The organism is Nostoc punctiforme PCC 73102 (assembly GCF_000020025.1).
GTDB classification, from domain to species: domain Bacteria; phylum Cyanobacteriota; class Cyanobacteriia; order Cyanobacteriales; family Nostocaceae; genus Nostoc; species Nostoc punctiforme.
In genome coordinates this window covers 7,851,605-7,876,597 of record NC_010628.1, presented here as the reverse complement: position 1 = coordinate 7,876,597, position 24,993 = coordinate 7,851,605, and the positions used below count along the sequence as shown (strand labels likewise).

23 protein-coding genes are annotated in these 24,993 nt (G+C 41.8%); 9 read left to right on the top strand and 14 right to left on the bottom strand.

Annotated elements, in window-relative coordinates:
- Positions 1-9 precede the first annotated feature (9 nt).
- Entirely contained in the window at positions 10-408 is a 399-nt protein-coding gene (locus NPUN_RS32395) for a GNAT family N-acetyltransferase (RefSeq protein ID WP_012412587.1), read from the top strand.
- 358 nt (positions 409-766) lie between these two features.
- Positions 767-952 (top strand): chlorophyll a/b-binding protein, encoded by a 186-nt coding sequence (locus tag NPUN_RS32390; RefSeq protein WP_012412586.1) that lies wholly within the window; start codon positions 767-769, stop codon positions 950-952.
- Between the two features lie 117 nt (positions 953-1,069).
- Here NPUN_RS32390 and rpoD read toward each other — a convergent pair whose 3' ends face one another.
- Entirely contained in the window at positions 1,070-2,239 is a 1,170-nt protein-coding gene (gene rpoD / locus NPUN_RS32385) for an RNA polymerase sigma factor RpoD (protein ID WP_012412585.1), read from the bottom strand.
- Between the two features lie 1,422 nt (positions 2,240-3,661).
- Between rpoD and NPUN_RS42290 the strand changes: the two genes are divergently transcribed.
- Positions 3,662-3,826 carry a hypothetical protein gene (locus tag NPUN_RS42290; RefSeq protein WP_167315690.1) on the top strand — a complete coding sequence of 55 codons (165 nt, stop codon included), beginning with the start codon at positions 3,662-3,664 and terminating at the stop codon, positions 3,824-3,826.
- A gap of 138 nt (positions 3,827-3,964) precedes the next feature.
- Here the strand turns inward: NPUN_RS42290 and gyrB are convergent, their stop codons facing one another.
- Positions 3,965-5,902 carry a DNA topoisomerase (ATP-hydrolyzing) subunit B gene (gene gyrB, locus NPUN_RS32380; RefSeq protein ID WP_012412584.1) on the bottom strand — a complete coding sequence of 646 codons (1,938 nt, stop codon included), beginning with the start codon at positions 5,900-5,902 and terminating at the stop codon, positions 3,965-3,967.
- Positions 5,903-6,099: 197 nt separating this feature from the next.
- Here gyrB and miaA point away from each other — a divergent pair, with 197 nt between their 5' ends.
- Complete coding sequence (gene miaA, locus NPUN_RS32375) at positions 6,100-7,008, top strand: tRNA (adenosine(37)-N6)-dimethylallyltransferase MiaA (protein WP_012412583.1); 909 nt, start codon at positions 6,100-6,102, stop codon at positions 7,006-7,008.
- Positions 7,009-7,073: 65 nt separating this feature from the next.
- On the opposite strand, the gene NPUN_RS32370 is transcribed toward miaA, so the two are convergent.
- A complete protein-coding gene (locus NPUN_RS32370; RefSeq protein WP_012412582.1) occupies positions 7,074-7,778 on the bottom strand; it encodes a Uma2 family endonuclease in 705 nt (234 codons plus the stop codon).
- A 133-nt stretch (positions 7,779-7,911) separates the two neighbouring features.
- On the opposite strand from NPUN_RS32370, the gene NPUN_RS32365 reads away from it, so the two are divergent.
- Complete coding sequence (locus NPUN_RS32365) at positions 7,912-9,174, top strand: protein kinase domain-containing protein (RefSeq protein WP_148220388.1); 1,263 nt, start codon at positions 7,912-7,914, stop codon at positions 9,172-9,174.
- 320 nt (positions 9,175-9,494) lie between these two features.
- On the opposite strand, the gene NPUN_RS32360 is transcribed toward NPUN_RS32365, so the two are convergent.
- The gene (locus NPUN_RS32360) at positions 9,495-10,196 is read right to left on the bottom strand and encodes a diacylglycerol/polyprenol kinase family protein (RefSeq protein ID WP_041565772.1); all 702 of its coding nucleotides are present in this window, start codon (positions 10,194-10,196) and stop codon (positions 9,495-9,497) included.
- Between the two features lie 61 nt (positions 10,197-10,257).
- Between NPUN_RS32360 and yidD the strand changes: the two genes are divergently transcribed.
- The 3 genes from yidD (at position 10,258) to ychF (ending at position 12,019) form a co-directional block, all read left to right on the top strand.
- Positions 10,258-10,494, top strand: coding sequence for a membrane protein insertion efficiency factor YidD (gene yidD / locus NPUN_RS32355; protein ID WP_012412579.1), 237 nt, complete (start codon positions 10,258-10,260; stop codon positions 10,492-10,494).
- Between the two features lie 190 nt (positions 10,495-10,684).
- On the top strand, positions 10,685-10,882 hold the full coding sequence (locus NPUN_RS32350) for a hypothetical protein (RefSeq protein WP_012412578.1): 198 nt from the start codon (positions 10,685-10,687) through the stop codon (positions 10,880-10,882).
- A 45-nt stretch (positions 10,883-10,927) separates the two neighbouring features.
- Positions 10,928-12,019, top strand: a complete 1,092-nt coding sequence (gene ychF, locus NPUN_RS32345; RefSeq protein WP_012412577.1) for a redox-regulated ATPase YchF — start codon at positions 10,928-10,930, stop codon at positions 12,017-12,019.
- A 39-nt stretch (positions 12,020-12,058) separates the two neighbouring features.
- Here the strand turns inward: ychF and NPUN_RS42285 are convergent, their stop codons facing one another.
- The 6 genes from NPUN_RS42285 to hisG form a co-directional block, all read right to left on the bottom strand.
- Complete coding sequence (locus NPUN_RS42285) at positions 12,059-12,208, bottom strand: hypothetical protein (protein ID WP_167315689.1); 150 nt, start codon at positions 12,206-12,208, stop codon at positions 12,059-12,061.
- Between the two features lie 5 nt (positions 12,209-12,213).
- Positions 12,214-13,125, bottom strand: a complete 912-nt coding sequence (locus NPUN_RS32340) for a hypothetical protein (protein WP_041566538.1) — start codon at positions 13,123-13,125, stop codon at positions 12,214-12,216.
- Between the two features lie 159 nt (positions 13,126-13,284).
- Positions 13,285-15,573, bottom strand: a complete 2,289-nt coding sequence (locus NPUN_RS32335; protein WP_012412575.1) for a hybrid sensor histidine kinase/response regulator — start codon at positions 15,571-15,573, stop codon at positions 13,285-13,287.
- 5 nt (positions 15,574-15,578) lie between these two features.
- Positions 15,579-16,004: a response regulator gene (locus NPUN_RS32330; protein WP_193372288.1), complete on the bottom strand. Its 426-nt coding sequence runs from the start codon at positions 16,002-16,004 to the stop codon at positions 15,579-15,581.
- 17 nt (positions 16,005-16,021) lie between these two features.
- Positions 16,022-18,583 carry a GAF domain-containing protein gene (locus tag NPUN_RS32325; protein ID WP_012412573.1) on the bottom strand — a complete coding sequence of 854 codons (2,562 nt, stop codon included), beginning with the start codon at positions 18,581-18,583 and terminating at the stop codon, positions 16,022-16,024.
- A 461-nt stretch (positions 18,584-19,044) separates the two neighbouring features.
- On the bottom strand, positions 19,045-19,689 hold the full coding sequence (hisG, locus tag NPUN_RS32320) for an ATP phosphoribosyltransferase (RefSeq protein WP_012412572.1): 645 nt from the start codon (positions 19,687-19,689) through the stop codon (positions 19,045-19,047).
- Positions 19,690-19,755: 66 nt separating this feature from the next.
- On the opposite strand from hisG, the gene rppA reads away from it, so the two are divergent.
- The gene (rppA, locus tag NPUN_RS32315) at positions 19,756-20,454 is read left to right on the top strand and encodes a two-component system response regulator RppA (protein ID WP_012412571.1); all 699 of its coding nucleotides are present in this window, start codon (positions 19,756-19,758) and stop codon (positions 20,452-20,454) included.
- A gap of 118 nt (positions 20,455-20,572) precedes the next feature.
- Here rppA and NPUN_RS32310 read toward each other — a convergent pair whose 3' ends face one another.
- From NPUN_RS32310 to NPUN_RS32295, 4 genes are all read right to left on the bottom strand, one after another.
- Positions 20,573-21,298: a lipoate--protein ligase family protein gene (locus tag NPUN_RS32310; RefSeq protein WP_012412570.1), complete on the bottom strand. Its 726-nt coding sequence runs from the start codon at positions 21,296-21,298 to the stop codon at positions 20,573-20,575.
- Between the two features lie 38 nt (positions 21,299-21,336).
- Positions 21,337-21,816: a YbjN domain-containing protein gene (locus tag NPUN_RS32305; RefSeq protein ID WP_012412569.1), complete on the bottom strand. Its 480-nt coding sequence runs from the start codon at positions 21,814-21,816 to the stop codon at positions 21,337-21,339.
- Between the two features lie 182 nt (positions 21,817-21,998).
- Positions 21,999-22,949, bottom strand: coding sequence for an AAA family ATPase (locus NPUN_RS32300; protein ID WP_012412568.1), 951 nt, complete (start codon positions 22,947-22,949; stop codon positions 21,999-22,001).
- A gap of 79 nt (positions 22,950-23,028) precedes the next feature.
- Positions 23,029-24,123 carry a DUF4350 domain-containing protein gene (locus NPUN_RS32295; RefSeq protein ID WP_012412567.1) on the bottom strand — a complete coding sequence of 365 codons (1,095 nt, stop codon included), beginning with the start codon at positions 24,121-24,123 and terminating at the stop codon, positions 23,029-23,031.
- Positions 24,124-24,993: the final 870 nt, after the last annotated feature.

Here is a 24,993-nt window from a genome sequence, read left to right as displayed (position 1 = left end):
ATCACAGCGATGTTCAACTTGCAACAAGCCAACTTGCAGGATTTAGAGGCGCTAATCCAACTGCGTCTCGAACTCCTGCGGGAGGCTGGCGATATTAAAGGTGACTCTGACACCACAAACCTAGCAGAAGCAACTCGAAAATATATTGGCGAAAAAATGCCGTCGGGTGAGTTTTTAGCTTGGGTAGCTGAAGTGGATTGTCAAATTGTTGCCACTAGCGGCTTGGTATTTTTTCAACGACCCCTTCATAACAGCAATCTCTCAGGCTTAGAAGCCTACATTATGAACGTTTATACAATTCCGATGTGGCGAGGACATGGAATTACAACAGCATTATTAAAGGAAATTATCTGCTTTGTGAGAGAAACTGAGGCAAAATGCCTCAGGCTTCATTCCACTGAGATATGAGCAGTTTGGTTTTGTCTCAACTTCAAAAGAAATGGAAATGGACTAGTAATGACTTATTTTATCAATAAATTTTATTTTAAAATCCTAAATTTTTCGGAAATAAAGCGACACAACTAAATTACTTGATAATTACTCTTAACAAGATATATTAGCCTATAAAGGTAAAAGTCTAAGTAACATTTCTTCTATCTCAGTAAATCTCACTGAAGGCTGATGTTTTAATCTGTATAAATAGCTATCTCTATTTATGTCAAGCTATGGAAACAAAAGTATAAAAAATGTTGCCTTTCTAAAAATATTTGTTATATTAGTTTACATAAGGCAATAAACCTTAAGAATTAAGTTTGGAGTCCGAACCATGACAAATGCAAGCACAACAAAAGTCACTACTCCTGTAATTGAAGATCGCAACGCTTGGCGTTGGGGCTTTACCCCACAAGCAGAAATTTGGAACGGTCGCTTGGCAATGATTGGTTTTTCAGCAGCCGTTTTGGTTGAGCTTTTTTCTGGTCAAGGCTTTCTACATTTTTGGGGCATCCTATAAGTTTTAATATCTAAGATGACCTATAAATAAAAAAACCTGGAGTGCTAATTCACTACCAGGTTTTTTATTTTTTTGCAATTAGTCATTCGCTTTAAACAAATGACTGATAACTATTGACTACCGAATATATTCCTTGAGAACGCTGTTACGATTTGGGTGACGTAACTTGCGGAGTGCCTTCGCCTCAATTTGACGAATCCGTTCGCGGGTGACGTTGAAAATCTGTCCGATTTCCTCAAGGGTCTTCATCCGACCATCATCCAAGCCGTAACGTAGTCTGAGTACATCGCGTTCGCGGGGGCTAAGACTGTCGAGAACTTTTTCCAGGTCTTCGCGCAGAAGATTTTTGGAAACTTGGTCTTCTGGTGTCTCACCATCGGATTCAATAAAATCGCCCAATCGAGAATCTTCTTCTTTACCAATAGGCGTTTCTAGTGAAATAGGCAACTGTGCGGATTTAGCAATGAAGCGCAACTTCTCAATGGTCATTTCCATCCGAGTAGCGATTTCTTCCTCGGTGGGTTTGCGACCCATTTCTTGAGACAGTAACTTGGTAGTTTTCTTAATCCGAGAGATGGTTTCGTAAAGGTGAACTGGAAGACGAATTGTGCGGGATTGATCTGCGATCGCGCGGGTAATTGCTTGACGAATCCACCATGTAGCATAAGTGGAGAACTTATAGCCTTTTTCGTGGTCAAACTTTTCAGCGGCACGAATCAAACCGAGACTGCCTTCCTGAATTAAGTCTTGGAACGACAAACCACGATTCATGTACTTCTTAGCAATTGAAACCACAAGACGGAGGTTAGATTGCACCATCTTATCTTTCGCTCTGCGACCAACATGCAGGCGATAACGAAAAGCTGGTAAGGGCAATTGTACTGCTTCTGCCCATTCACTATCTCGAGGATCGCGATCCAACTGTTCTGAGAGTCTTTCCCGAACTCTCTCTAATTCCAGCAAATCGGCGATTTTTCGCGCCAATTCGATTTCTTCGTCTGCCCGCAACAGCCGAATTCTACCAATTTCTTGCAAGTAAAGCCGAATGGAATCTTCTGTGTAATGCTTTTTCTTGCTTTGTGTCCGACGACGCGATTTAGCGGCTTTTCCAGACTTTGCGTCGTCCTCATCAGACTGAGGCTCTAAAAATTCATCGTCACCTTCATCGATGATAAGCAAGTCCTCTTCATCATCTATTAAGAGTTCTTCTAACTCGAGCTCAGGCTGATTCATTATTTCTAGGTCAGGCTGATATATGCTTTCGAGTACGTTGTTAGCCTGGTTCATGCCGCGTTCCTCATGCTCCTTGCAGAATCAATTACTCAAGATGTGTTTACTGCTCTTTTAAACGAGCCAATTGTCAACCGAAAATAAGCTTTTTGGCAGATTTGCCAGAAATATTTTCGGATCTTTTGCACCTCCGGTAGGAGGTTTTTTTACTTTAGTTTAAGCCATTTCTAAAAGTGATTTGCTCACCCTAGTAAATGTTATATGTGTTGCTATCACATATTGCTTTCAACTAACTGGTCAAAAAAAATACTCGTCTTTCTGAAAAAATTTGCCACTCTATACTAATGAGTTCAGACTGCTGGCAGATTTTCTTATAAAGACTCTTCCGATTGTAGCCTGTTTCACAGAAATTGCACTCTTTTTGTGTATTAATCATGAACTCCCAGAGTAATTATTAGCCACTATTACCAAAAAGACATTAAAAACAAGAGTTATACCCTGAAATTTTTCTCCACTTTTCGGAATTGCAGTGACGTTCTTATTACATTACAAAGTAAGTACGCTTGCTCCTGCTCGATTTCATGTATTTTACACAACATTAATTACTTAGGAAGAGTGCATTGTATGTTAACTCAGACGACAAGTATTAATCCACCCATTTTTACATTTCCTTCATAAATTACGCATTCCTGAGATTAAAGCTAGTATTTCGATTGGGTAAATACAACCAGGGTGGCGGTGCTTGCCTTAAAGAAATTAACCTTCTGCTTACTAATTACCTTAACTGAGGAGTTGAGGCTGTAGTATATCGACCTGATGGCAGATCAATTTAGGTTTAACTAATTCGGCCTTATTCACACGTTAGCGCACTGTGGCGATTTCAGCCCTATGAAACTTGACAAACTCTTCTTATTGTATACAAGGATATTTTAATCAATTCAAAAACAATTTGTCCTGTGAATTTGCCAGTATAGTCCTATTTCTGGCAAAACTTCATTAGATACATACGATACAATCGCGATCGCTACGGCAGTACATGAAGATATTAACAAGTTTTCAGCCAGATGGTGTGTGCTTCCAGTAGCATTATCTCAAGCCGAGAGAACCCAGAAAATTACCTGATAATTTTAGTTACAAAGCTGGATTGCGTAACTTAATTGTAAATTTCAATACTTATATTTCAGTAACTTCCTGTCATCTTATGATGAGAAATCCTCAAAATACTTATTAATTGCTGTTTGATAGATGATATTCAGTGATTTTCTTAAAGCATAACAAATGTGTTTCTAGTTGGTGGACAAAATTAATTAGCTAGTCAGTGCAAAAAGTATTGTGCCAACTAGCTTTCCAATAAAGTTGGTAGTTTTGCTAACACTAGAAGATTGAATTTTCGTCAGATATTGACAATAAGCAAATTATATGGTCTATCAAAAATTTCAAATTTACGCAAGAGTTACGGAATAACATAAACGCAAAGCGGTGAGCCAGTCCGGTGGACGGGTTCCCCGGCATAAAGGAACTGGCGTTAGCGTACTCCTACGGAGAAGCGAGCTACGCGCAGCGTCTCGTAGAGAGGAACGAGCGTCGGTACGAGCGTCACCCGTAGGGCTTGCCGGAGACTACCGCAGAGGCACAGTTGTATAAAGTATTTATGGAATATTGCTTTGTCATCATCCAAAAGAAGTATTTTATAGAAGCCTAGAATATAAAAAAGGTAATGGGTGAAAACGTATCACTCATTACCAATGTCACAAATTATTAGAGTAGTGCTAGGAATTGATATTAAATATCTAAATCGGTGAAGTTGAGTTTAGAACCATAAGTTTCGATAAATTCTCGTCTGGGTGCGACGCGATCGCCCATTAAGATTGTAAAGATGCGATCGGCTTCGGCAGCGTCCTCAATTTCGACTTGCTTCATTTTGCGGGTTTCTGGGTTCATGGTGGTATCCCAGAGTTGTTGTGGCATCATTTCACCCAAACCTTTGAAGCGTTGGATGGTATAGTTGGCGTTAGCAGGGAATTTGGCGATCGCTTGATTCTTTTCGCGATCGCTATAGCAATACTCATGATTACGTCCCCGTTCTACTTTAAACAGTGGGGGACAAGCAATATAAATAAAGCCTTGTTCGATGAGCGATCGCTGATATCGATAGAAGAATGTTAACAACAAAGTTCGGATGTGCGCCCCATCTACGTCAGCATCTGTCATGATGACTATGCGGTGATAGCGCAGTTGGTTGGAATCGAATTCATCACCTTTGACACCTAAACCGAGTGCTGTAATTAACGATTGAACTTCGTTATTTTTATAAATTTTAGCGTCATCGGTTTTTTCAATGTTAAGAATTTTACCACGTAGAGGCAAGATAGCTTGGGTGCGGCGATCGCGTCCTTGTTTGGCACTCCCGCCTGCTGAGTCCCCTTCCACGATGAATATCTCAGATTCGCTAGGATCGCGAGAACTACAATCTGCCAATTTACCAGGTAATGGTGAAGATTCTAGTACAGATTTGCGTCGAACTAATTCCCGCGCATGACGTGCTGCTTCTGCGGCTTTGAAAGCTTGGATAGCTTTATCTAAAATTGAATCTGCGATCGCAGGATGAAATTCTAGATATTCAGTGAGGACTTCTCCCACTAAAGAATCGACAATTCCCCGTACTTCAGTGTTACCGAGTTTGGTTTTGGTTTGTCCTTCAAATTCTGGGTCTGGGACTTTAACGGAAATTACCGCAGTCAAACCTTCGCGGACGTGTTCCCCACTGAGGTTAGGCTCATTCTCTTTAATCTTATTGCGCTTGCGGGCGATCGCATTTAATGTCCGAGTCAGAACTGCCTTCAACCCTTCTAAGTGCGTACCACCATCCACGGTACGAATATTGTTAGCAAAACCTAGCACATTATCCGTATAGGCATCAGTACACCATTGCAAAGAAACTTCCACTTGTACGTTGTTGCGTTCGCCCTGTACATAGATAATTTCTTCATGCAGAGGTTGCTTTTCACGGTTCATGTAAGCAATGTACTCTTTGATCCCACCCTTGTAATTGTAGGATTCTACCTTCGGTGTATCGCTTTTTAGTAGTTCTAGACGGTTGTCAGTAAAGGTAATTTTGACACCTGCATTCAGATACGCCAACTCCCGTAGGCGACCTGATAAAGTAATGTAATCAAACTCAATGCTAGTTGTAAAGATTTGGGTATCTGGCTTGAAGGTGACAGAAGTTCCAGTTCTCGCTTCTTTGTAAGGCTTTGTTTGCAGTTCAGTAACTGGGATACCGCGTTCATAGCGTTGGAGATGAACCTTTTTATCTCGCCAAACTGTAACTTCTACAACTTCAGATAGGGCATTAACAACAGAAATACCAACCCCGTGCAATCCTCCAGAAACCTTGTAGCCACCGCCGCCAAACTTACCACCAGCGTGTAGTACCGTCATCACGGTTTCTAAAGCTGATTTCCCAGTGCGCGAGTGAGTATCGACGGGAATACCGCGACCATCATCTGTTACAGTCACGGAACCATCAGCGTTGATATCCACCTCTATATGAGTGCAATGACCCGCCAAAGCCTCATCGATTGAATTGTCCACCACCTCGTAAACTAGATGGTGGAGTCCTCGCGGTCCAGTGGTACCGATGTACATTCCTGGTCTTTTGCGGACGGCTTCCAGACCTTCCAGAACTTGAATCTGATCGGCACTGTAACTGCTCGTCATGTAAACTCTCCTGATGCGTGGGGTTAAACTCGCCTAAAATTAATTAAAAGCAAAAACACTCCAAAATTGTAACACAAAAGCCTTGCTAGCGTCTGTAGGGCATTTTCAAGAGAAGTTTATACTAGGGTTGCACTACCGTGCAATAGTGGCAAAGAGGGGCAGGGGAGAAAGGGAAGAAAATTAATGACTAATGACTAATGACTAAATTAATTGTGATTTGTGGGGCGACGGCAACGGGTAAGTCGAGTTTGGCTTTGGCTTTGGCGATGCGGTTGGGTTCTGTAATTATTAGTGCCGATTCTCGTCAAGTTTACCGTAAGTTTGATATTGGGACGGCAAAACCAACCGTGGCTGAACAAAAATTAGTGCCGCACTATTTAATAGATATCTGCGATCCCACAGACACGATGACAGTAGCAGACTACCAGGAACAAACACAAGCGTTAATTGCTTCTGTTGATGTTACGCCACTTTTGCTAGTTGGTGGTACTGGTTTATATATCCGTTCCATTGTTCAAGGGATGAAAATTCCTAGAGTTGCACCACAAATTGAATTGCGATCGCAACTTGAATCTCTAGGTCAGCTTCAACTCTACGCCATGTTACAACAAGTTGACCCCGTTGCAGCACAAAAAATTCATGCTAATGATTCAGTACGAACTCTAAGAGCATTAGAGGTATATTATGTTACTGGATGCCCGATTTCCGAACAACAAGGGGAGAATCCACCGAATTATCCGATTTTGCAAATTGGTTTGGATTGCGATGTTGAAAAGTTGGGGAATCGGATTAAACAGCGTACTGAGCAAATGATAGCAGATGGTTTGGTTGCGGAGGTGGAATATCTTTGTCAAAAATATGGCGCTGATTTGTCTTTGTTGAATACTTTGGGCTATCAAGAAATCAAACAATATTTAGCTGGGGATATTTCCTTAGATGAAGCGAAAGAATTAACAATTTTGCATACGCGGCAATTTGCCAAGCGACAACGCACTTGGTTTCGCGCATATCCCCAAATTGAATGGTTTGATGCGAATAATCCTGATTTATTAGATAAGATTTGGCTGCGTATAAATGAGTTTACAAATTGCACTCATTCTTCGTGAGATTTTTTGCTCATATTTTTTGCTCATATAAAGACGCAAAAATTTTGCGTTTTTACATGAGTGTCCTATAGAGTTTCGGGATCGATGCCCATAGCTCGTAGCCGTTCTGCTAAAATTTGGGTGCGTTGTTCAGCTTGTTCGGCGCGTTGTCGTTCCTGTTCGGCGCGTTCATCTCCAGTTAGCAAAACAGTACCATCTTGGTAGCACCAGCGTAACCAAGTATCCTGTCTATCTTCAAATTTACCTTCCCATAGAGTTATACCTAAACCAACTTGTTCTAACCAAGCTTCTGAAGTTTCAAAGTAGCGTGTTCCCCTTAGTTCATAAACATACAAAGTTTTTTCTGTTAATTGCTGATTTGGGTCATATACGATGTAGTAACTAGCCCGCATGTGTTCATAAATTTGCAGTTTTTTGCCGAGTTCATCACCTTCTTTATTAGAGACAATTTCGAGGACAACTTCTGGAGGTTTGCCAAAACGCCAAACCATATAGCAACGATTTTGTTTCTCCCACCAATTCTGAGGTACTTGGACATCTAAGCTGAGAAAGACATCAGGAACAATGGGCGGCTGAAGGTCTGTGTAGTAAATACCTAAATTAGCTTCAGCTAAAAAAGTTTGGTTTTGTAGAGAACTGTAAAGAGAGCCAATTAAAAGGCGTTTCTGTTTGGAAGTAGCAAAATTATCTAAAGTGTCATTTTCAGTGATTAACTGGTTGGCATCTGGCACATAGTAATCATCATCATTGATTAGAACTTGCTGAACCATGACTTTATCTAGTATTTGAGAGCGTTATTTCTAGATTAGTTTATTGAGGATAAGAGAGTACTTAGCAACAAGGATGCTGTTATTGGATAAATTGTGCCAAAATCTACAGAAAGGGGTCTGTAGCATCAGCATCATGATTGGATATATACTGCGACAGCGTTACAAGATTGTAGATAAATTAGGATCAGGTGGGTTTGGGGAAACCTATTTGGCTGAATACCCACAGGATTTACCTGTTAGACCCAAGTATAAATGTGTCATTAAACGGCTGATCAGACCCCCGACACCAGACTTAGATACAGAAGAAAGGTTTAAGAAAGAAGCAGCAATTCTATTCAAATTGGGTAAGGAACATTGTCAAATTCCTGAACTGTATGACTTTTTCGAGGAAAATAGAGAATTTTATCTTGTCCAGGAATTCATTGAAGGGCATGACCTGAGTAACGAAATCATTTCAGGAAAACGGTGGAGTGAAGCTGATGTAATTCAACTTTTACAAGAAATGTTGGAGGTGTTAGTTTTTGTCCATCAACATAATGTGATTCACCGAGATATTAAGCCATTGAATTTGATGCGGCGATATGTAGATAATAAGCTTGTCCTCATTGACTTTGGAGCAATCAAAGAAATAAGCACATTTAAAGTCAATATTCAAGGACAAATCAGCAGCACAATCACCATTGGTACTCGTGATTATATGCCAAGTGAGCAATGGGAAGGGCATCCTCAGCTTTCCAGTGATATATATGCTTTAGGAATGACAGCAATCCAAGCTTTAACTGGATTAACGCCACAACAACTGCCAAAATCTAAGACTTTAGAATTAAAATGGCGCGATTATGCTCAAATTAACGATGGACTAGCCAAATTTTTAACAAAAATGGTGCAACGTGATTTCCGCCAGCGATACAAAAATGCAGATCAGGCATTGCAAGCTTTGAAACTGGCTTTATTCAATTCACAATCATCTGTTACCTCAGTAACAATGCAAGCTCGTAAATTAGCTCAACTAAGACTAGAATCGCCTGTCTCTTCACCAAAAATTCTATTCCCAAACCTAGCTCAACTAGCTTTACAATTATCTGTTGTCTCACTAAAGTTGGTCAAAATTGGTGGCAAGTATGGTTATGTTGGCCAGACAGGGAAGCTAGTTATTCAAGCGCAGTTTGACATAGCTCGCGACTTTTCCGAAGGATGGGCAGCAGTTAATATTGGTGGAAGAGAGAGCTTATTCGGTGGTGAAAGTGGTGGCAAGTGGGGCTATATTGACAAAATGGGTTCTTGGGTAATTAAGCCTATGTTTAACATGGCTTATTCTTTGAGGAATGGGCAAGCAAAGGTCGAAATTGGTGGGCAAGAGCGGATTATCGACAAAACAGGTATGTTTATTGATTAGTTTATCAAGCTTATAGCAATTCCCAGTTACGTGAGGTACAGATAATATTTTGAAGCGCAGAGGTACGCAGAGATTTGTACCTCAGCAGACTAGGAAACGCTATAAAGCACTGATTTGCAATTCGTAGCATTATCATTTATTGATATGGCTTTAATCATATCCTCCATTCAAGTAATACGATCGCCTCCTACCCATCTAAATTATTGCTGAAGATGGGTGCGATCGCGATCTCAGCGCATTAAATCTGTGTTTTTGCTCCCATATCCTTTGAACTAGATATTTAGAGAAATGTGTTGGGCAAGTATCTCTTGTTTGCTCAATTAGAAATAGACTAATTGACTTAAAAAGAAGGCAAGGGCTGCACTACCCAAAGGGACTGTCAAATTGTCAATACCCAAAAAAGAAAAAGCCTCTAAAACTGTAGCGATAAATGCAACCGCGAGTGATATTACCCAAGTTTGCCAACTGTTTCCTTGAGTTCCAACTAAAATCAAAATACTGATGAAATAGCTAACAAACATCATAGTTAGGGAGCCTTCCCAACTTTTTTGTGTGCCAAAGACTTTATATTTGTGTGTACCAAAGCGTTGTCCAATTAAGGCTGCTAGTCCATCTCCCCAAGTCATGATCAAAATTCCTAGTGCTGCGTACTGGGGTTGTTGTAAGTACCAGAAGCTGGCAACTAAAATACCGAAACTAACAGAGTAAAAAAATGTCCCGAAACTTTGCCGCCCAACGCTATTAATACCAGGAAGAATAGGCAATCGGTAGGATAATAAGGTGATTGCACTCGCTAGAATGGAAGCTGTAATCCCTACACTGGCGGGGATATCTAGCCACCAAGCAAGTAAAATTACATTACCAGTGCCAATATGAACTATCTTCCGCACGATTTCTGGCTCGTCGGCGAAGCGGTTTACCACCCATGCAATCACGAGGATGAGTAACACCCAAATTGCAGTAATCGCAATTTGCAGCCATAAAATCGGAATTGAGGTTAAGTCAGAAAATGTAATCAACAAAGATGTAACAAAATGAAAAATTTTACCTCTGTTACTAATTTATAAGATTTAGGTAACTGCAATGAAACTATTATTTATTTGGCTGATTCGGGGCTACCGAATGTTTATCTCGCCGTTGTTTCTCCCAACTTGTCGCTTTCAACCAACTTGTTCGATGTATGCTATTGAAGCTATTGAACGATTTGGAGTGTTACGTGGTAGCTGGATGGCAACTCGGCGGATTTTGCGCTGTCATCCGTTTCATCCAGGTGGTTACGATCCAGTACCAGAGGTGGTGGAAAAGGTTAAGGAGGAGTAGTTTTGTGCAAAATTGAGGATTGGATTTTAAACGCAGAGGGGCGCGGAGGAAAGCGCAGAGGGGCGCAGAGAATGAGAAGAGGGGTAAATTATTAAAGGATGTGTTCGTGGGTATAGGTATTTGGGGAGATGTCAACAGATGAGGTTGTCATCTAGCGTGGGAAGGTTGAATAATTTAATTTAGACTTACGATGATTAATTTTACTGCGATTTCTATACCTGAACCACAAATTCCTACTCCTGGCCCGAGTCCGCTACCTAGTCCCGAACCTGTACCGGGGCCAGCGATTCCTCAACCCTTGCCAGGGCCTGTACCAGAAACAGTACCTGCTCCTATTCCTCAGACGGTTCCAGGGCCAATTCCCCAAACCATACCGGAACCTGTTTAGATTACCTTGGTAATGTAATCCAAAATCTCAAATCTAAAATCCAAAATGCTAAGAGCCGGAATTGTCGGACTTCCCAACGTCGGAAAATCTACTTTATTTAATGCTGTAGTTGCTAATGCCAAGGCAGAAGCAGCTAACTTCCCTTTTTGCACGATTGAACCGAATGTCGGCGTTGTCGCAGTACCGGATGAACGGTTAAATGTTCTTGCTAAGATTGCTAGTTCGGTACAAACTATCCCGGCGCGGGTTGAATTTGTGGATATTGCCGGTTTAGTTAAAGGTGCAAGTCAGGGTGAGGGACTAGGGAATCAATTCCTGTCCCACATCCGGGAAGTTGATGCGATCGTCCATGTGGTACGTTGTTTTGAAAATGATGATATTATCCACGTTGCTGGTTCTGTTGACCCAGCACGAGATATTGAAATCATTAATATAGAACTGGGTTTATCAGATTTAGCACAAATTGAGCGGCGAATTGACCGCACTCGTAAACTAGCTCGTACCAGCAAAGATGCACAGTTTGAAGTCTCAGTTTTAGAAAAATTAGCTGCGGCTTTAAATGAAGGTAAATCGGTGCGTCAGGTGAGCTTGAATGAAGAAGAAACAGAAATTATTAAAGGATTAGAACTGCTCACTTATAAACCGATTATCTACGCTGCGAATGTATCTGAGGATGAGTTGGCAACTGGTAATCATTTTGTGGAAACAGTGCGGCAAATCGCAGCAACAGAAAATGCCCAAGTTGTGATAGTTTCGGCCCAAGTTGAAGCGGAGTTAGTAGAGTTACCAGAAGAAGATAAGGCTGATTTTCTCGCGTCTTTAGGTGTGGAAGAAGGCGGTTTAAAATCATTGATTCGTGCAACTTACTCGCTTCTAGGCTTGCGGACATATTTCACTTGTGGCCCCAAAGAAACCCGTGCTTGGACAATCAATGCTGGAATGTCTGCACCTCAAGCTGCTGGTGTAATTCACAGTGATTTTGAGCGGGGTTTTATTCGCGCTGAAACTGTCGCTTATAAAGATTTGGTAACAACTGGTTCGATGAATGCTGCGAAGGAAAAAGGGTTGGTTCGCAGTGAAGGAAAAGAGTATGTTGTGCAAGAAGGGGATGTAATGTTGTTCCGATTTAATGTGTAGGGATAATTAATTAAGTGGCCGTTATCAATCAGATAATGGTCAACTTATAGCAAATTGCGATCGCCTATGGTGGGCGGGTACGCCATCGCACTGTATACCTTGACACTCCTTAAGGGAGTTGTTAGGCGATCGCAAATAAACCAGCAATCTGTTTTCAGATAGCAGTTTGCATAGGTTATCAAAGGACATATCGCTCAGTTACTCTCACCCAGCATGTATATATAAGAACCCAAATTTTCATCATCCGTACCAACAATCACACCGCCTTCTGCACCGGGAACAAGTTCCATACCTTCAATTTTGTGGTAATCAGAGCGGTAAAGGGGCACAAGTTGAGAATTTTGCTGCCATACAATTTTGTTATCACGCAATCCCAGATAACCAGCGACATACACAGCTGACTGAAATGGGCCATCATCTCCGGCATCATTTGCTGAAGTGATGTACACAATCCCTACAGGGTCTACCTTAATATCTGATATATGACGCACATTGCCAGATGGAAACGGTACTTTGAGATTGGCAGAACCTGCAAGAGTAATTTGATATTTAGCCAAGTCAAAAATTCCCCAAAATATAGTTGCTGGTTGTTCTCTTTCACCTCGATGTCCCCAAATAGCAACTAATTTTCCGTCTATATTCTGTAATCCAAATCCTTCAAAATTATTTCCTTGAATAATTTCTGGTAGATTGAATTCCTTGAGAACCAAGATGGTTTTATTGGCAGGGTTTAATCTGATAAAATAAGCTTTACCAGAACTGCTTAAAGCGATAAAAGATAATTTTGGTTTCTCAGGAATAGATGTTAAAGCTTCTAAGTCGATGGGCAATTCTATGTTACTTGGCCACTCTAATGGGAAATATTCAGGTTGGTTTTTTCCTTTAATATTAATAATTGCTAAACGGGTTTGATTGGGTTTTTTGTTGTCATGGACAATCAGAAAATCTAGGGTATTGCTTTGCTGCTTTATCAAAGCCATACCACTGATCCCGAAAGGGATACCACCGCGAACTGGTCGCCAATCTTGCGCCCAAACTTGCATAGATATGAGTAACAATATACTCAAGACTACTATATTTATAATTAACTTGAGAAACCGAGGCATATTAAAAGAATTGGGCATGGGGTTAGAAAAACTCTTCCCACTCGCTACACACCGTAATAGAAGTGTGTTATTGATGCCCAATCATATCAAATCAAAAAAATTTGCACCTGCATCAATGACGCAGCTTTTTGTACTTACTTTCTCAGGAGTATTACTTAGTTAATTGGCTCCCGATAGTACTTTCTGTAAAGAAACCAATAATTCGTTGACAGTATAGGGCTTGACCAAAAATGTATTGACACCAACAGCAGCTACTGTACTGAGTTTATTATCGGACATAAGTCCACTGGTGGCAATAATTCTGACTTTGGGGTTAATTTTTTGCAGGGTACGGATGGCAGTTAAGCCATCGAGTGAAGGTAGCATAATATCCATCAGTACGGCACTAATTTTATCCCGGTTTTGAGCGTAGAGCGCGATCGCTTCAATGCCATCATTGGCAATTAGGGTTTTGTAGTTATGAGTTTCCAGTGATGTTTTGGTAATCTCTTGAATGGCAACTTCATCATCCACAATCAAAATCAATTCTCCATGTCCCATCTGTGGTGGCAATTCTTCTGGAGTAATTGTTTCCATTCCCTCCACTGCTGGCAAGTAAACCTTAAAGCTGGTGCCACTTCCCAGTTCGCTATAGACGTTCACAAAACCACCGTGGCTTTTAATGATCCCCAGCACGGTGGAAAGTCCTAACCCTGTACCTTTTCCGACATCTTTTGTGGTAAAGAATGGCTCAAAAATTCTATCTAAGATTTCTTTAGAAATTCCAACTCCAGTATCGGAGACAGTAATCGCTATGTAAGGCCCCTCTTTGGCTTCCAGGTTCATGCGGGCATAATTTTCGTCAATCAACAGATTTTCAGCAGAGATAATCAAACTACCGCCATTGGGCATCGCATCGCGGGCATTAACGCAGAGGTTCATCAATACTTGATGCAGTTGGGTGCTATCTCCAGAAACCATCCACAAATCTTGCAGGACATCAGTGCTGATTTGTATGGATCTGGGAAATGTCTCTTTAAGAATCTTGGCAACTTCCACAATCAAATGTCTGAGTTGCAAAGTGATACGTTTCCCTTCTACACCCCGTGCAAAGGACAGCACCTGTTTGACTAAATCAGCTCCGCGTCTAGCGTTGATTTCCAAAATTTCCAGTAGATGGTGAGTCCGCTCATCTGCATCAGGAAATTTGAGTGGTAAAAGTTGCGCTCCTGCCAGAATCGGTGTCAGGATATTGTTGAGGTCGTGAGCAATGCCACTAGCTAGAGTGCCAATACTTTCCAAGCGTTGGGCGCGAAATAATTGGGCTTCTAGATGTTTTTTATCGGTAATATCTGTGTCAACGGTGAGAATCGCTTTAGGTTTTCCTTGTTCGCTGCACACCAAAGTCCAGCGACTAGCAACAAGGATTTCCTTACCCATTTTAGTCAGTTTAGTTAACTCGCCCTGCCACTTACCTTTACTAGTAGCTTGTAAAAGAGCCGCTTCGATTTCTGGTGAAGGTTCGTCAAACAAAAGCTCAGTAGCATTTTTGCCCCAAGCTTCTGTAGCTTTCCAGCCGTAAAGCGTTTCTGCGCCTTTGTTCCAGAAAATAATTTGATTGTTTAAATCTCGCACGCAAATGGCATCAGTGGTGACATCTAGTAATGCCGCTTGTTCGCGGATTTTTTCTTCTGCCAATTTGCGTTCGCGTAGCGCAGCTTGTCGTTCGCTAATATCAATACTCGCGCATGTCACGCCGAGAATTGCTTGCGACTCATTCCGCAATGGCTCAACTGTCAAATCGTAATATCGAGTTGTATCTTTGATTGTAATTGATACTTCCTCTCGCATTCCTATGCCAATGGTTAGCACCCCACGTTTAATTGTGGTAAGACGTTGAGCATCTTCACCTGGCATAATATCCAAGTCTTGTTTGCCCAATATTTCCTCAACTGTCAATCCAGATGGGGGATTGTAAACCCAGGTATAGCGTAACTCCATATCTTGGTTGTAGACAAAGATGGGAGAGTTTTTGAGAGCCACCCGAAATCGCTCTTCACTGTGACGCAATGCGTCGTCTGCCCGTTGACGTTCGATGGCATAACGCATGGAGCGCACCAGCAAGTCGCCAGTTACTTGCCCTTTCACCAAATAATCCTGCGCTCCTTCTTGCATTGCCCTAATTGCTAAGGTTTCATCGTTTATACCCGTCAGCACAATTATGGGAGTGGCTTTTGCCTGATGGTGAGCGATGACAAAGGTTTCTAGCCCCTGGCTATCTGGCAGTGAGAGGTCTAGTAGAATCACATCAAAAATTTCCTTTGCTAAGTAGTTAATTGCTTCAGAAAGCTGCTCAACAGGTATCAAATCAACTACAACTGTGGTAACTTCCTTTAAAAACTCCTGTAATAAAAAAACATCACCAGGGTTATCTTCTACTAACAAGACTTTAATATTTTTACCTGCCATTTCCACTACTCCGGTGGCAGTTTTACGATCGCAAACCAAAAATTTTCTATTGATTGTACAATTTTAACGAATTGATCGAAATCTACTGGCTTAGTTATATAACAGTTTGCACATAAATTATAGGCTTTGAGGATGTCTTCTTCAGCTTGGGAGGTCGTCAAAATTACCACAGGAATTCGCTTGAGCTTTTCATCTCCTTTGATTTCTGCCAGTACCTCTCGCCCATCTTTTCTGGGGAGATTTAAATCGAGCAGCACAATATCTGGATGGGCTGCTTTGACATATTTTTCCTGTTTTCGCAAGAATGCCATTGCCTCTACACCATCCTCGACCACGTTGAGGTGAATCGAGATTTTGCTATCTTCTAGGGCGATGCGTGTAAGTTGGGCATCGCCAGGATTGTCCTCTACTAACAAAACCTCAATAGGCATAATCGCTGTTATAATGCTCACGATTGCTTACCTGCTCTATCTGGAATTGTGAAGTAGAAAGTCGAGCCTTGACCCGGTTTCGATTCAACCCAGATCCGGCCGCCGTGACGTTCTATAATTTTCTTGCAAATTGCCAGACCAATTCCAGTACCGGGATACTTGTCTCTACCGTGCAAGCGCTGAAAAATTATAAAAATACGTTCTGCATACTGGGATTCCAAACCAATGCCATTATCACGTATCGAGAATAACCATTCATCTGCCAATGGTATAGAATTTAAACTTTCCCCGTCTAGATTTGCATTTGCCTTGGCTACCCCAATGTGAATTTGTGGCTGCTGATTCTGGCAAAATTTGATCGCGTTGCCAATCAGGTTTTGAAATACTTGTGTTAGTTGGGTAGTATCAGCCATCACTTCAGGTAGAGGTTCGTGAGTGACAATTGCCTTGCTATCTGCGATCGCAATTTGGAGATTAGCGATCGCCTGCTGTAAGATGACATCACAATCAACTAACTTAAATGGCTGTCCACGGGTGCTGACGCGGGAATAGTTCAACAAATCGTTGATTAAGGTCTGCATTCGCCGCGCCCCATCTACTGCGTAGGTGATAAACTGATCGGCATTGGCATCAAGTTGATTTTTGTATCTTCGCTCTAGTAGCTGTAAATAACTAGTTACCATCCGTAATGGCTCTTGCAAGTCATGGGAAGCCACATAAGCAAACTGTTCTAATTCCGCATTAGAACGAGCGAGTTCCTGACTTTGTTGGGTTTCTTTTTCTAATAGTTCCGCTTGAGATAAAGCAATGCCAATTTGGTTAGCTAGTTGCTTTAACAACTCCGTCTCAAAGTTATTCCACTTTCGAGGTGCGGCACAATGATGAGCCAGCAACAAGCCCCAAATTCTGTCCCTGACGAGAATTGGCACTATGAGATTAGCTCTGACAGCAAACTGCTGAAGAAATTCTCGATGGCATGGTTGAATATGAGCGGTTTCAATGTCTTCCATCGCACTGACTCTGCCCTGGCGATATCTTTCTATGTATTCTTCTTTAAAGCAGGGGTCAAAAAGATTTTTTCTCAGAATTACGGGCCAACCAGGTAGCACCGCCTCTTGCACTACTGTTCCCGAACCATCAGCCTCCAGTCGAAAAATTAAAACTCGGTCAGCTTGTAGTAATTTTTGTACCTCTGTCACCGTGGTTTGGAGAATTTCATCTATTTGTAAAGATTCTCGAATTTTCAGGGTGATTTCTGCAAATAATTGCGATCGCAAATTCTGCCGCTTTAATTCTTCATCTGCCTGCTTGCGATCTGTGATATCTGTATAAGAACCCACCATGCGAACTATATCACCCAATGCGTCCCAAAGTGCTTGTCCTCGATCTAGAATCCATTTATAGCTGCCGTCTTGGCACTGGACTCGATATTCACAGACATAAAACGGTGTTTTCTTGGCAAAGTGGTCTTGGAAGGCTTGAAGTACCCAATCTTGCTCATCGGGGTGGATTCGCTTTTTCCATTCGTCCCAACCGTTGGAAACTTCGTGGTCTTTATAACCGAGCATTTCCTTCCACCGAGCTGATAAGAACACTTCATTAGTCTTAAGGTTCCAATCCCAAATGCCATCATTATTACCATGTAATGCTAATTGCCAACGTTCTTCACTTTCTCGTAGTGCTTCTACTGTTCGCCGCCGTTCAGTAATGTCTTGAAAATAAATAGACAAGCCGTCTTTTGCAGGATAAGCGTGGACTTGAAGCCAGCAATTTAGTGGCGGATAAAACTCCTCAAATTCCACACTCACCTGTTCTAAGATTGCCCTGTGATACTCACGATAGAATGTTGTGCCGATGATTTCTGGAAACACTTCCCAGATGTTTTTACCCAGAAGCTCATTTTGTTTTTTTCGCAACAGCCGTTCTGCTTGACCATTAATGTAGGTGAATCGCGACTTTTTATCCAGGGCAAAAAACCCATCAGTGATGCTTTCAAGAAGATTATTGATGCGGGTTCTCGCAGCTTCAGACTGGACGCGGGCTGCTTGCTCCTGTGCCATGAGCTTTTCAGTAACTTCAGATACCTCAGTTACATAACGTCTAAGTTCTAGTTGGTCGATTACCAAACGACTCAGAGCTACAAGCGCCTCCACTTGTTTTTGGCTCAGTTCTTTTGGAACTTGGTCAATTACACACAGAGTTCCCAGCATATGTCCCTTGGGAGTAATTAAGGGTACACCTGCATAAAACCGTATATATGGATAGCCAGTTACTACCGGATTATTTGCCAATTCTTCATCAGCTAGGGTATCAGGAACCACTACAACATTACGCCGCTCTTGGCAAAGGTAAGATAACCCAACACACCGGGGCATTTCTGATACATCTAAACCTACTTTTGCCTTAAACCATTGACGGTTTTCATCAATAAAATTTACCAAAGAGATAGAAGTACCACAAATAAATGCTGCTAACTGAGCAAGATTGTCGTAAGCTTCTTCAGGTTCGGTGTCAAGAATTTGATACTGGCGGAGGGCTTCTAGCCGCGCCATTTCTGTATCAATTTGTCCAGCTTTCATTAATTTTTATTAAAAAATCTAAATGTAATATTTTCAGTCAACAGTATGGCTGTCTCAAGAGTAGCTTAACTTTTCTTAACAATTCTTAGTCATTTCCCCGCCTTTGGCTGTTCAGGGAATCCTATTGGAATTTTGTCGTATTTCTACGGCAGGCGGGTACGCCATCGCACTAATCCTAGTGTAAACAAATTTAGTCTGCATGATGAGATTTAATTGTTGCAGACTATCTGCGAGTCATTTGTCACTACGTCAAAGGCTGTAGTGAGAAAAATCATGATTTTGTTGATGAAAATCATGATTTTTTTAATGAAAACCTTAGTTTTACTTCTGAATTCTGCTGTAAGTAAGTTGGCGCGAAAAAACTCAAGTATATTACAAAACGTAAATAGGCTTAAAACCCTTACTTATGAGAAATGACAGCCTTAACCAGTTAGCTTTAATTGCGCCGACCTACTTAACTGTTAAACCTCTACCAAAACTGCTTCCCGCAGCTTGGCAATTACATCACTGAGATTACCTGTATTCATACGGTAACTCAGAGGATGGGCAATCAACCGCGCCGTGCTTTCATAGAGAGTAGCGATTTCAATTAAACCATTTTCGCGCATAGTCCGTCCTGTAGAAACCAAATCCACGATCGCTTCTGACATTCCAGTAATCGGGCCTAATTCCACTGAACCATACAACGGTACGATTTCCACGGGTAAATCTAGACTGTGGAAATATTCACGAGCGCAATTCACATATTTTGAAGCAACTCTACCATGCGGTGGTAAATCTAAAGGCGATCGGTAAGAACTCGATGCTTTTACCGCCACTGACATCCGACAATACCCAAACTGCAAATCTACCAAGTGGGCAACTTGCGGCTGCTTCTCCCGCAACACATCGTAACCAACAACACCCAGTTGTGCTTGACCATATTCTACATAGACAGGCACATCCTGCGCCCGCACCAACAAAGCTTTTGCAAGTCCCTTAGTATCAGGAATTTGAAGTTGGCGAGTTCCTGAATCTAAAAAAGCGCTAAAATCTAATCCCACAGATTGTAGCAGGCGGATGCTATTTTTAAGGAGTTCCCCTTTTGGCAATGCAACAGTCAGCATTCTTTTTCTTAATATCCTTGGCGATCCAGCAGTTGAATAATATCTCTATATGCTTACCACAGCAGCATGAGAATTTTATTAGTTGATGATGAAGTTGAACTAACTGAACCCTTGAGTCGCTTGTTAACTCGTGAGGGTTATATTGTGGATGCCGCTTTCGATGGCACAATTGGCAGCGAATATGCACAAGCAGGTAGTTATGACCTACTAATTTTAGATTGGATGCTGCCAGGAAAAACGGGGTTAGAGATTTGCCAGCAATTGCGACGACAAGGCAAAACCACTCCCGTGCTGTTTCTCACAGCCAAAGATACTCTCGATGACCGCGTACAAGGTTTAGATGCTGGCGCTGATGACTATTTAGTTAAACCTTTTGAACTGCGCGAGTTACTCGCCAGAGTACGTGCTTTATTGCGTCGTTCTGGTTCCCAAACCTATGAAACCACCACCGGACGTTTAACCGTCGCTGATTTAGAACTAGATTGTGAAAATCAAGTCGCCTATCGCCAAGGACGAATAATTGAGTTATCGCAAAAAGAAAGCCAGTTGCTGCAATATTTTATGGAACACACTGGACAGCTAATGACTCATGCCCAAATTATGGAAAATTTGTGGCAAGAGGAAGAACAACCCAGTAGTAATGTGATTGCAGCATTAATTCGTTTGTTGCGTCGTAAGATTGAGGTAGGTAGAGAAACTGCACTGATTCACACAGTCTACGGCAAAGGCTATCGTTTCGGTGCTTCCTCAGTGGAGTCAGTTTAGCTGTCTGTTTCCAACTCATTTCTAGAAATTAATTATGCGTTACCTGAAACCACTGTAGAGAAGTTCCATTGCAACATCTATAAATTCTTTTTCACCAGATATCTATATGGTAGGAAAATCATAGTTTTGCCAAAATTTCTTCCCACTCAGAGGGCGAGAGGGGTTGTAACTCTATCTGCATATTAAAACAATCACTAGCTGCGGTGATTAAATCTGCAATAATCTTTTCCACACTCAGGCTTTGAGGCAGTTGTACAGTCCTAAAAGATTCTGCACCAAATACTTGAGCAAACAGTTCAGCATCGGGTTGCAAACGGATGGAACCATGTTGCAAAATTGCTCCACTACGTCGCAGTTGAGCGCTACCAATGAGTTTGGCACCATCTGGCAAAACTAAATCTGCACTGGTTGCTGTGCCAAAACAGTTAGGGTTGTGGATGTAACCTCGCCCTTCTGTACCGTAATGTAATTCTACGCCGAGCGATCGCCACCCTTGAATCAAAAACTCACAAATTTTTTCGTACACCTGGAGGCGACTACCCGTAATTCCAGATGTGACTACAGCGTAAGTTAAATCACCTTGGTGTAATACCGCCCGTCCACCAGTAGGACGTTGCACTAAATCCAATTTTTGCCCTTGCCAAGTCAAATTTTGCCAATATTCAGGATATTTTCGTTGATGATAGCCAAGAGAAATGGCAGATGGCGACCAAGTATAAAAGCGCAAAGTGGACGGATGTTTTCCAGACTGGTGCTGTTCTAGTAACCAGTTGTCAATGGCCATTTGCACATTGCCAGCCGCCTCTAGCAAAGGAATTAGTCGCCACACCTGCTTGCTATACATCTAATGCAGTATGAGCCCAATCCAAAATCCAAAATTCCTTAAGTTGCACCAAATTCAGTTTGTAAGGCTTCATCGTTGTTATCAGCGATCGTTGCCACAATGGTAATGAGCCGAGACACTTCGCCGGGAGATAACTCCGCTAAGGTGCGTGTCGAGATCACAACCACTCTGTTTTCTATAATACCAAAACGCGCTTCAAAAGTGCTTGAGCAGTTCAACTCCAACAGATAACGCAGCAATCTGGGTTCATCTTTAGCAGGTAAATTTAGCACCGTAGACCAAACCGTTATGGTGTCTTCATCGGTTGTACCGTTGAGTTGGACAAATACCTCCACACTTCCATACTTAAACTTCCAAAGATAGCCACCCTCTGGAGTATGGCTAACCATCGCACTATCATCTTGTTCCAAAGAGTCGATGACATTTTCAATTACCTCCAGATGGTTAATGCCTGTCGTCTCGGCGATTAGCTCATTAATGGATTCGTCACTAGTTAAGGTTTCTTGGTAGCTTGCCATACAGATTCTTTTCTCAAAATACTCGCTGTTTCATCTACACATACTTTATAACTTGTGGAGGCGGTTAGTTTGAGCTTCCTTTTGGGTCTACTTTCCAAATGCCCGAAGTGTGGAGCTGCGATCGCAAAATTGGGATTAAAATGGGTGCTTGAAACGTAGCGTTGAATATAGCAAGAATTTTTTCACCTTGGAACTGGTACTTGATTAATTACCGACGCAATTACCGCATCCATTTGTAAACCATCCAGCATTGCTTCTGGTTTCAAAATGAGGCGATGACGCAGCAGTGGCGATGCAACTGCTTTTACATCATCTGGCGTGACAAAATCTCTGCCAGCTAACCACGCTAATGCTTGAGATGTCTGCAACCAAGCACCGGCGGCGCGAGGTGATGCACCTAAAGTTAAATCGGGATATTGACGCGATATTCTCACCAAGGCTAACAAATAATCAACGATCGCTTCTGATACTTTAACTTCTTTAACTGCTTGTCGTGCTTGTAAAATGTCGGCTACTGTTGCTATCGGTTTCAAACGGCTAATATCCAAACGCCTTGCTGAAAAACCAGCCTGACGATTGAGTAACATTTGCTTTTCCGCAGCTTGATCGGGGTAATCTACCACTAACTTAAATAAAAATCTATCCAATTGCGCTTCTGGTAAAGGATAAGTCCCCTCAAATTCCAGAGGATTTTGGGTTGCAATCACCCAAAATAAATCTGGTAAGGGCAAACTTTCACCATCCAATGTTACCTGCATCTCTTCCATCGCTTCCAGCAGCGCTGCTTGTGTCTTGGGAGGAGTACGGTTGATTTCGTCTGCTAGCAGGACTTCGGTAAATATTGGCCCTTTTTTCAAAGTGAAATTGCGGCTATTCAAGTCAAAAATATTTGTCCCGGTAATATCTGAAGGTAAGACATCTGGTGTTAGTTGAATTCGGCGGAAATTCCCTTGGATTAACTGCGCTAATACTTTTACGAGGAGAGTTTTACCAGTTCCTGGCACTCCTTCTAAAATTACGTGTCCACCCGCTAGTAGTGCTACTAAAAGTTGTTGTATTAGGCTCGATTGTCCAACAATTACTTGATTAAGGCCTTGACCAAGACGAATTAAGATAGGATGAGTTTCGCTCATTTTTTTTCTTATAAATAATTTACTCAGAAGTACTCAGGCACAGAAATCTTATGCACAGTTTCAAAAAAATAATTACGAATTACGAATTACGAATTTCCCTAATGCTTCGCCATTTGCCCAACCAGCTTAACAGTTCTCGTTCGCTGATGGGTTGTTTGTGGGATTGTAGCTTTAAAACTGCATCTAGTTCCGCTGCACTTGTGCCTGTTTTTTCTTTCCAAAAATTGATTAAGGCTTGACGTTCTAAAAGTACTTGTCCTAATCCCAAGGCTTTTTGTAGTTGGAGTTGTTCTTGTTTACCCACCATCTCGACAACAAAGTCGGTGCTATCAGCTTTCTGCAAGACTCCCGCTAAAGCTTGGATATATGCTTCGCTATTATCTGCAACTGGTGTTTCTAAAGCTACTGGCTTGCCAAAGCGGCGATTCTGCGCCCAAGTTAGCACTAATAGCAGGATACCTAGCTGTATTAATATTGGAAATAAGGGAGTTTTAGCAAAAAAGCTAGATAAATCTCCTTCGCTTTCTTTCTTCCTGACATCGGCATCTTTATAGCCGTGGATGTATTCATCTACAAGTACTGTGTTACCTTTTTCAGTTACTAAACTAGCGAGATACTTGAAATTACTTAAATAATCTTGGTAAGCGTTGGCGGCTAAATAAGGAGTGGTAGAAAAAATCACCTTTCCTTTGTTGTAATTTTTTTCCCAAACAACAGCACCAAAGCGATCGCCTAAATCAACTTGCTTGGAGTTAGCTTTCTGATATCGTCTACGTGTATCAATTTTAATCTCACCTTGGGGAGATTTTTGCATAGTGCTAAACTCCGCTTCTGTAACCCGTGCCCCTGCACCTAAAATTACCAAAGTATTCCCTTTTTCTACCCATTCCCGCTCTTGATTATCCAGTGTCGTCTCCCTTGGATAGGCGCTTACCTGTAGAAAGGTAACTGGGCTATTTTCTGCCTGAATATCACTAAAAGGTTTTTGCCAACGCTTGATAGAAATTCCTTTCTGTTGCATAAAAGCATACCAAGCCCCATATCCATCAGAGGCGCGGTTAAAAGTAGAGCCAGTGCTAATTTTTGTATTATTGGGAGCCACTAACAAAGTAAGCAAAACGATCGCAGCGAGTGCGATCGCTCCCATCCAAGCAAGGCGATTTGAACGTTTCATCTTCGACTTTCACAATAATCACTTTGTTTCTGTATCACAAGTGTTAATACTTACTTATTTTTCAGTTAAAGTCAAAAAATATATAATTAATTTTCTTAAATTGTGCATTAAAACTACTGTGGTAACAAACCATACAATATGCACATTACAATCCTCACGATTGATTCCCGTGGCGACGTTCAGCCTTCCCTGGTGTTGGCTACGGTGTACACAGAAGTCTTGAAATCCCACCTAAAACTTGGTTTCGTTGCCCTAGCCCTAAAATTAGGGGGAGAAATTAAGTTTCGAGTTGCCCAAAATTGGGGTATTTATGGGGCTAAAAGAGTTGAAACCCTTGTGGTCTATACTTGTGTGTACACCATAGCCTTTTTAAGAGGGGTTAGGGGGGAGCTAAAAGTGCCTAAAATTACAGCCAATCACTTTTAAATCATCTTTCTAAGGGCATAATTGAGAGCAAATAAGTTGAGTGCCCAGGAGCCACTGCGGGGGATAATTCAAAATCCTGTCTGGGTAAGGGTTTCACCTTAAGTCGGCACTAATGAATCGTATTCTATTAAGTAAAAATAGGTATAACGCAAGTATGTTTTTGCTAATGTCAAGACGGAAGCTCTTACAGCCTGCGCGTAATACGCAAACGTGAAGGCGGAAGCTCTTGCTCTTAAGACGGAAGCTCTTGCAGGCTGCGCGAAACACTCAAACGTGAAGGCGGAAGCTCTTACAGGGAAGACGGAAGCTCTTACAGGCTGCGCGAAACACTCAAACGTGAAGGCGGAAGCTCTTGCAGGGTAGACGGAAGCTCTTACAGGCTGCACGCCATCCCTATGAATGAAAAAAATAAGTCAAATCTTCTGCCCTCTGTCTTATTTCTCG

What these genes read in the sequence shown, in the direction of transcription:
- NPUN_RS32310 (WP_012412570.1), bottom strand. Translation starts at nt 21,298, where the DNA reads ATGTATAGCAAGCAGGTGTGGCGACTAATTCCTTTGCTAGAGGCGGCT.
- NPUN_RS32305 (WP_012412569.1), bottom strand. Translation starts at nt 21,816, where the DNA reads ATGGCAAGCTACCAAGAAACCTTAACTAGTGACGAATCCATTAATGAG.
- yidD (WP_012412579.1), top strand. Translation starts at nt 10,258, where the DNA reads ATGAAACTATTATTTATTTGGCTGATTCGGGGCTACCGAATGTTTATC.
- NPUN_RS32365 (WP_148220388.1), top strand. Translation starts at nt 7,912, where the DNA reads ATGATTGGATATATACTGCGACAGCGTTACAAGATTGTAGATAAATTA.
- NPUN_RS32295 (WP_012412567.1), bottom strand. Translation starts at nt 24,123, where the DNA reads ATGAAACGTTCAAATCGCCTTGCTTGGATGGGAGCGATCGCACTCGCT.
- NPUN_RS32330 (WP_193372288.1), bottom strand. Translation starts at nt 16,004, where the DNA reads ATGCCTATTGAGGTTTTGTTAGTAGAGGACAATCCTGGCGATGCCCAA.
- NPUN_RS32340 (WP_041566538.1), bottom strand. Translation starts at nt 13,125, where the DNA reads ATGCCTCGGTTTCTCAAGTTAATTATAAATATAGTAGTCTTGAGTATA.
- ychF (WP_012412577.1), top strand. Translation starts at nt 10,928, where the DNA reads ATGCTAAGAGCCGGAATTGTCGGACTTCCCAACGTCGGAAAATCTACT.
- hisG (WP_012412572.1), bottom strand. Translation starts at nt 19,689, where the DNA reads ATGCTGACTGTTGCATTGCCAAAAGGGGAACTCCTTAAAAATAGCATC.
- gyrB (WP_012412584.1), bottom strand. Translation starts at nt 5,902, where the DNA reads ATGACGAGCAGTTACAGTGCCGATCAGATTCAAGTTCTGGAAGGTCTG.
- NPUN_RS32370 (WP_012412582.1), bottom strand. Translation starts at nt 7,778, where the DNA reads ATGGTTCAGCAAGTTCTAATCAATGATGATGATTACTATGTGCCAGAT.
- NPUN_RS32325 (WP_012412573.1), bottom strand. Translation starts at nt 18,583, where the DNA reads ATGAAAGCTGGACAAATTGATACAGAAATGGCGCGGCTAGAAGCCCTC.
- NPUN_RS32350 (WP_012412578.1), top strand. Translation starts at nt 10,685, where the DNA reads ATGATTAATTTTACTGCGATTTCTATACCTGAACCACAAATTCCTACT.
- rpoD (WP_012412585.1), bottom strand. Translation starts at nt 2,239, where the DNA reads ATGAACCAGGCTAACAACGTACTCGAAAGCATATATCAGCCTGACCTA.
- miaA (WP_012412583.1), top strand. Translation starts at nt 6,100, where the DNA reads ATGACTAAATTAATTGTGATTTGTGGGGCGACGGCAACGGGTAAGTCG.
- NPUN_RS32390 (WP_012412586.1), top strand. Translation starts at nt 767, where the DNA reads ATGACAAATGCAAGCACAACAAAAGTCACTACTCCTGTAATTGAAGAT.
- NPUN_RS32300 (WP_012412568.1), bottom strand. Translation starts at nt 22,949, where the DNA reads ATGAGCGAAACTCATCCTATCTTAATTCGTCTTGGTCAAGGCCTTAAT.
- NPUN_RS32395 (WP_012412587.1), top strand. Translation starts at nt 10, where the DNA reads ATGTTCAACTTGCAACAAGCCAACTTGCAGGATTTAGAGGCGCTAATC.
- NPUN_RS42285 (WP_167315689.1), bottom strand. Translation starts at nt 12,208, where the DNA reads ATGTCCTTTGATAACCTATGCAAACTGCTATCTGAAAACAGATTGCTG.
- rppA (WP_012412571.1), top strand. Translation starts at nt 19,756, where the DNA reads ATGAGAATTTTATTAGTTGATGATGAAGTTGAACTAACTGAACCCTTG.
- NPUN_RS32335 (WP_012412575.1), bottom strand. Translation starts at nt 15,573, where the DNA reads ATGGCAGGTAAAAATATTAAAGTCTTGTTAGTAGAAGATAACCCTGGT.